Annotated in this window: 7 protein-coding genes and 1 pseudogene; 3 read left to right on the forward strand and 5 right to left on the reverse strand. The window is 60.6% G+C overall.

From position 1 onward, the window contains the following. A partial coding sequence (locus tag BMY30_RS17355) for a transposase family protein (RefSeq protein ID WP_139195524.1) occupies nucleotides 1–229 on the reverse strand: 229 nt, incomplete at its 3' end. Between the two features lie 60 nt (nucleotides 230–289). Between BMY30_RS17355 and BMY30_RS17905 the strand changes: the two genes are divergently transcribed. From BMY30_RS17905 to BMY30_RS18400, 3 genes are all read left to right on the forward strand, one after another. Continuing rightward, nucleotides 290–961: a hypothetical protein gene (locus tag BMY30_RS17905; RefSeq protein WP_170840183.1), complete on the forward strand. Its 672-nt coding sequence runs from the start codon at nucleotides 290–292 to the stop codon at nucleotides 959–961. After that, complete coding sequence (locus BMY30_RS17365) at nucleotides 861–2,111, forward strand: GGDEF domain-containing protein (protein ID WP_170840184.1); 1,251 nt, start codon at nucleotides 861–863, stop codon at nucleotides 2,109–2,111. The genes BMY30_RS17905 and BMY30_RS17365 overlap by 101 nt, the downstream gene beginning before the upstream one ends. 291 nt (nucleotides 2,112–2,402) lie before the next feature. Next, nucleotides 2,403–2,621, forward strand: a complete 219-nt coding sequence (locus BMY30_RS18400) for an HD-GYP domain-containing protein (RefSeq protein WP_342027803.1) — start codon at nucleotides 2,403–2,405, stop codon at nucleotides 2,619–2,621. A 1,232-nt stretch (nucleotides 2,622–3,853) separates the two neighbouring features. On the opposite strand, the gene BMY30_RS17375 is transcribed toward BMY30_RS18400, so the two are convergent. From BMY30_RS17375 to tnpA, 4 genes and pseudogenes are all read right to left on the reverse strand, one after another. Then, the gene (locus BMY30_RS17375; RefSeq protein WP_089715935.1) at nucleotides 3,854–5,152 is read right to left on the reverse strand and encodes an ATP-binding protein; all 1,299 of its coding nucleotides are present in this window, start codon (nucleotides 5,150–5,152) and stop codon (nucleotides 3,854–3,856) included. A gap of 111 nt (nucleotides 5,153–5,263) precedes the next feature. Further along, entirely contained in the window at nucleotides 5,264–5,650 is a 387-nt protein-coding gene (locus BMY30_RS17380) for a type II toxin-antitoxin system VapC family toxin (protein WP_089715936.1), read from the reverse strand. Further along, nucleotides 5,647–5,889, reverse strand: a complete 243-nt coding sequence (locus BMY30_RS17385; protein WP_244516265.1) for a type II toxin-antitoxin system Phd/YefM family antitoxin — start codon at nucleotides 5,887–5,889, stop codon at nucleotides 5,647–5,649. Before BMY30_RS17385 ends, BMY30_RS17380 begins: the two co-directional genes overlap by 4 nt. A gap of 109 nt (nucleotides 5,890–5,998) precedes the next feature. Continuing rightward, nucleotides 5,999–6,346, reverse strand: a pseudogene (tnpA, locus tag BMY30_RS17390) (IS200/IS605 family transposase); the annotation flags it as partial.

The raw sequence follows: 6,346 nt of genomic DNA on the forward strand, positions 1-6,346 counted from the left end.
GGCGGAAGACCCGGCTGAAGGTGTCGTGGCTGGGAATGCCATGGGGCAGCGTCAGGAAGCGGCGTAGGAAAGGTTCTTTCGACTGTCCGAAAAGCGCCATATCTGAACAGTCCTCAGCCCCACAGAGCACAGCGCAGAGGGCAATAAACAGGATCTCATCCAACTCGTGACGGGCGTTGGGCCCCCTGGGGTCAGGCAGATCGGAAAAGCAGCTGGTGACAGATGCCATATCACTCCTTGATACCGGCACATAGCGGATACCGGCAAGAGTGCCTACGATGCGGGCAGCGTGTCTATGGACGACTACTTATCTAACTGCGATAGCCCTGAGGACGGCTCGGCCTCCGTTCTCACCGCCCAGGGAGAGGTGCAGGGCGAACGACGCCTCTACCATGTGGTGACCTATCACAGTGGTGATGCCGTTGTCGTGGAACTGGAATACCAGATGTGCCCGGATGGACATCGCCTGCTGGACCAGGTGAATGACTGGCTGGTCGAAGTAAGGAGAATCGACGACACCGATACTCTTCTCGATGCACTGACGCAGTGGGTACAGGAGTGGACCGGCCACGAGCGGGTGATGGTCTACCGTTTCGACGAGCAGTGGAATGGCCGAGTGGTCGCCGAGACGTGTCTACCCGTGGCGGAGAGCTACCTCGATCACTACTTCCCTGCCAGTGACATTCCTCCCCAGGTTCGCCGACTCTACGACTTCAATAGGGTGCGTAGCATCCCCGATGCCCTGGCACCCCCGGTTCCCGTGTTGCCGCCCTGTGGCCCTGATGAAACGGCGCCACTGGACATGTCGCGGGGGGGTGTTGCGCGCCGTCGCACCGATTCACCAGGAGTACCTCACCAACATGGGCGTCGGCTCCTCGCTGTCGATCGCCATGTACGAGGAGGAGACGCTCTGGGGCCTGCTGGCTTTTCAGGGCCTGAAGCCCAGGACGGTGGAGGCTGACCTGCGTGATGCGCTGTGCACCCTGGTTCAGATCGCCATGCAGCGGTTGAGGGTATTACGCACCCGAGCGGACACCCGCCTCCTCCACGGCATCCACGACAGCAACGAGATTCTCTCCGACGAGAAGGGGCGCCTTCTCGGACCGGATGGCCTGATCCAGCGTCACGGCGCGCAATGGCTGGATCTACTGGATGCCAGTGGCATCGCACTGGTCACCGGGCAAAAGAGCCGTGGTATGGGAACTCTACCGGCCGAGGAGAACCTGGTGGGCATGGCCGGCTGGCTGAATCGTCACCAGCCTCGCGACACTGCCTGGCACACCCAATCGCTGGCCAAGACATCCCTGGCAACCTGGCAGGAGGGCGACCTCTGCGGCCTGCTGGCCGTGCCCTTGCCCACCGAGTCGCCCCACTGGCTGATGTTCTTTCGCCCCGAACAGCGCCACAGCAGGCGCTGGGCCGGCAAGCCCGAGGATACCCCCATAATGCGCGACGGGCAGTTGATCCTGACGCCCCGCCGCTCCTTTGCCCAGTGGCAGGAAGAGGTGAGGGGACGCAGCCGCGCCTGGCGCGCCATCGAGTGCCGTGCCGCCGGAGACCTCGCCAAGAACCTGGCCGTGCTGACCTCCAGCCATGAGATCGCCCAGCTCAATGAAAAGCTCAAGAGCCTGGCCTACAGCGACAGCCTGACCGGCACCTGGAACCGCTACCGCATGGAAGGGGCGATCGATGCCGAGTTCAACGCCGCCGAACGTCACGACAGGCCCTTCGCCGTGCTGCTGTTCGACATCGATTACTTCAAGCACTTCAATGATACACAGGGTCATGAGGCTGGCGATGAGGTGCTGGTGACGCTGAGCCGAGTCCTGCAGAACATCCTGCGTCCCACCGACAACCTGGGCCGCTGGGGTGGTGAGGAGTTCCTGGTGCTGGCCAGCGATTGTGACCTAATCGGCGGCAGGCATCTCGCCGAACGCCTCAGGCGGAGCGCCGAAGCACTGGACCTGGGCAAGCTGGGCAGGGTGACCATCAGCGTCGGCGTGGCCGCCTGGCGACCCGGCGAAAGCCGCAAGACCCTGGTCGCCCGCGCCGATCAGGCGATGTACCGGGCCAAAGAAGGCGGCCGCAACCGGGTGGAAGCCGAGGCGTGAGCCTCCTTGCTCCCCCCATGATTCGAGGCGCGACAAACCCCGACCAGCCATCATCATCCATGCATGCGAAAGGCCACCGATCATGGATCGGTGGCCTCGGGTGTCGTGACCTTTCTGTGTGGGCCGGCGGGAAGACTTACCAGGCGATTTTGGAAGCCTTGGGAGCGGCTTCCTTGAGCGCCTTAGTGGCGCGGTCTCGGTACTTTCCTCAATGTCTGGACCGCGGGCAACATCATTGGCCATCAGCTACCTCAGGTATTCCGAGTTGCATATCAATAAGACGCCATTCCCCTGGCGGGGAGAATTGCTGCCATCAGTGATGTCTTCGATGCTTTGACCTCGCCTCGCCCTTACAAGCGCGCGTGGCCGGTGGAGGAAGCCCTTGCCCTGATCGAGGAGAACCGCGGCAGACACTTTGATCCGGTGGTGGTGGATGCCTTCTTCAAGGTGTTACCGGCGATCCTGGAGGTTCGCGAGCACTACCGGGATTGCAACGAGGTTGAGCCATGAGACGGATTCACTAGTGGTCCAGCCTTATCTTTTACCAGGCGAGCCGTCTGAGACATACAATTCATCCCGTTACGGGAGTCCTCATAGGTGTTCTGTCCTCTCCTTTACGCATTAGCTTGCTGGCCGGCCAAGGCTTCCCTCCTCGCGCGTGGCAGGATCCGCTATACCGTCGGCGGCGACTATGCGCTTCGGTCGATCCTGAACTGTTCAGGATCGGAAATCCCTGCTTCCATCAGCAGATTAAAAATGCTCGCAAGCAGGCCTTTTACATTGACGGACGGAGCCTAAGGCCAGGCCAAAGAAGCGCTGCAGGAGCATGAACGCTGTCCAGCATGGACAACATTGAGATACCCAAGAGTAAGAAGTCGGTACGCATTGGCACGGGCCAGGTCCGTCTCGCGATTCGGTCGTCATAGCAGCAGACCGTCGCCTTCGAGGGTGATTTCGTTCCCGTCAAAGCCGGCGGTGACCTTGCGGACTTTACAGCGTGGAAAGAAGACGGTCAGCATGATATGTTTCATCATGGCGGTGCCGCAGTTAATTCCGAGTTAAGATATTGAATTTTATCGCCCGCAAGTCGCTTTTTTATGCCTTATATAGTGGACCATGGGGTCCACTATATTACGCGTATTACGGGATAACCAACAACGTCGAGGCCTTGCAGCGCTTCGTGAACATGGTCCGTCGTATATGGATCAAATGGCTCAGGAGGCGATCACAGAAAGCATGGTTCTCGTGGGAAAAGGCAGCGCGGCTGCTGTCGGTTCTCCCGCTACCGCGAGCCAGGATTGTTCACCGATTTACCTGATAGCGAAACTGATGGTTGAGGAGCCGGGTGCGTCAATCGCGCATGCCCGGTTCTGAGGGGGGCCGGGACGAGCAATCGCCCGGTCTACCCGACCCCAACCATGATCATCAGCTGAGCGTCTTCTGCTTCCGCGGGCCTTTGCCCGGCACCGATGCCTAGTATCGGCAGACGGGTGGGGCGAGTGGCTGGTCATGGATGACTGCAAGCACCTCAATGGTAGCGGTTTGGTTGCTGATTGAGCGCGCTCCGTGAGAGCTATATAACCCATGGACTACGATAAGACCTTGAAAATCCTTGATGTCCGCATTGCAGGCGCGGTCCTCAATGTTACAAAATTGCACTCATAATCCCTTGGTCGTCAGTTCGAGTCTGACTGGGCCCACCATTCTTTGTCTCCTTCCTCTACCACTGCTGCGGGACAAGATCACTGCTGCCGGCTAGTCAACTCCTGCCAGGCAACCTCGCTGGAAATGGGTTCTCCAGGTTCTTCTCCCCATAGCATGCCGATGGGTACGGCGTAGCAGCCCGGAACCTTTAGCTTCACGCAGTGGCGACCGGTGTAGATCAGCATGCCGCCCTGGAAATGCTTGCCGGCCTGATCGGCGAGCCGGGCGAGGCCGGCGGCGTCTTTGGCCTGCACGGTGGCGGCGCGCTTGACCTCCACTCCCCAGAGTTCCTGGCCGCGCTCGATGACCAGGTCGACCTCCACCTGGTCCTTGTCCCGGTAGTGGGAGAACCGAAGCTCGGGGTCGACCCAGGAGGCCTGGGCCATCATCTGCTCGACCACATGGCTCTCCAGAAGGGCGCCGAAGCGTTCGGCCTGAGCCAACCATTGGTCTGGTGTCAGCCGTGCCAAGGCGGCGGCAAGGCCGGTGTCGACGAGGTGAAGCTTGGGACTCTTGATCAGCCGTTTTGCCTGATTGCGGTGCCAGGCGGGCAACTTCCTGACCAGGAACAACCGCTCCAGGATGCTCAGATACTTGGTCACCGTGCTGCGCTCCATCCCCAGTTCCTTGCCCAGCGTGCTGACGTTAAGCAGGCTGGCGGCCCGGTATGCCAGCAGCTCCGCCAGGCGCAGCATTCCGTCCTCGTCCTGGATGGCGGCGATGTCCTGCACATCACGCTGGATGATGGCGTTGAGATATTGGCGGTACCACTGTCGTGCCCGGTGGGGAGGGCGGCGGTTGGGTTCTGGGTAGCCACCCTGGCAGATAATCTCCGCCGTGGGGGATAGCGGTATGGTGTCGTCCACTATCCTGGGAGAGAGCCGGCCTTCAAGGAGTCCGGCCAGCAGGTTGGACTCGCTGATGCGTTTCTCTTGTTCGGCCAGCGGGTGCAGGTAGATGACTTCCATGCGGCCGGCCAGGGAGTCCTGCGCCTTGGGCAGCAGCAGGAGGTTGGCGGAACCAGTGAGCAGGAAGCGACCTGGCGAGCGGTCTCGATCCACCACCGACTTGATTGCCAGCAGCAGCTCGGGCGCCCGTTGGGCCTCATCCAGTGTGACGCGCTCCGGCAGACTCTCGATGAAGCCGAGGGGGTCCTGTTGGGCAGCCTCCATCAGGGTGGGGTCATCCAGGTTCAGATAGGTTCGCTCGGGCTCGATGCGCTGAGCGAGGGTTGTCTTGCCGACCTGTCGGGGGCCCAGCAGGCAGACCACCGGCGTATCGGCGAGCGACTCCACCACGCGGTCGCGAATTAACCGCGGCAGATAGGGCGTGGCCATGTCTCGTCTCCAGCATCGTCCAATTGCTGGTTATTATAGCGTCCAACTGCTGACTGATATAGCGTCCAATTGCTGGTTCAGCCTCCGTCCAATTGTGGGTTTGCCTCTGGTCTAGACGAGCATGACGGGGCCGGGATAGCTCGCCACCGTGGTATCAGTCGTCAGAAGCAGCACCTCCTCGCTCTCGGCCTGGGCGACCAGCAGGCGGTCGAACGGGTCGCGGTGGATGAGCGGCAAGTGATGGACGGCGAGGGCGTGATTGCTGGTGATGGGCAGTTCCGTGTAGCCATTGTCGACCAGCCCTCGTCGCAGCAGATAAGGGTCTACTCGGAAGTCGGGGCGTCCCAGGCCGGCCTTGATCGTGACCTCCCAGAGGCTGGCGGCGCTGAACCAGAGTGCATTGTTCTCATCCAGCAGCTTCTCTCTCGCCACGGCCGAGAGTCGATCCGGTTGTGAGGCGGCCCGGAGCAGCAGGTGGGTTTCCAGGAGCAGGATCATGTCTTCCCCTCGCCCTCGAACGCCTCGGTAATCGTGTCGCTGCCCATGGTGTCGAAGTCATCGGGAATCTGGAAGGCACCCTCCAGAAAGCCGAGACGACGCTTCTTGCCGATTGGTGGAGCGTCGATGGGGGTGAGTTTGGCGATGGGTTGACCCGCCTTGGCGATCAGCACGGTCTCCCCATCCGCTGCGCGAGCCAGCAACCTGGAAAGGTGGGTCTTGGCTTCGTGTATGTTCACGGTGTCCACCGCTAATTCCTCGACCATTCAGACTAGATCAAGTTAGCGATAATCCGCGAAAACCCTCGCCCATTCGGGCGGGGATACAAGCGAGAGTCGCGCAGCGACTCTATTCGGGGGTGGCTTGCGCTTGCACATAGCCCTTGAGCATCTCGATCGTTGCCCCACCCGCACTACAAGCAAAATACGACCGTGACCACAAAGCAGTGCTTTTGCTCAACATTGGGATATGCGTGTTCAAGAAGCACACCCGCCGGGGGACGTGGATTTCAAGTTGTTGACCATCACGCTGACCAACAGCTTCGGCGGATATTCAACGAGCAGGTGAACATGGTCTTCTTCACCATCGAACTCAAGGATGCGGCAGTCGAGTTTCTCGCAAGCCGATTCAAAAGCCTCTCGGAGCTGCCCGATCATGTAGCCGTCGAACACTTTGCGCCGATACTTCGTCGTGAAA

The sequence above is a fragment of the Halomonas daqiaonensis genome, from assembly GCF_900109725.1.
In the GTDB taxonomy this organism is placed as follows: Bacteria; Pseudomonadota; Gammaproteobacteria; order Pseudomonadales; family Halomonadaceae; genus Halomonas; species Halomonas daqiaonensis.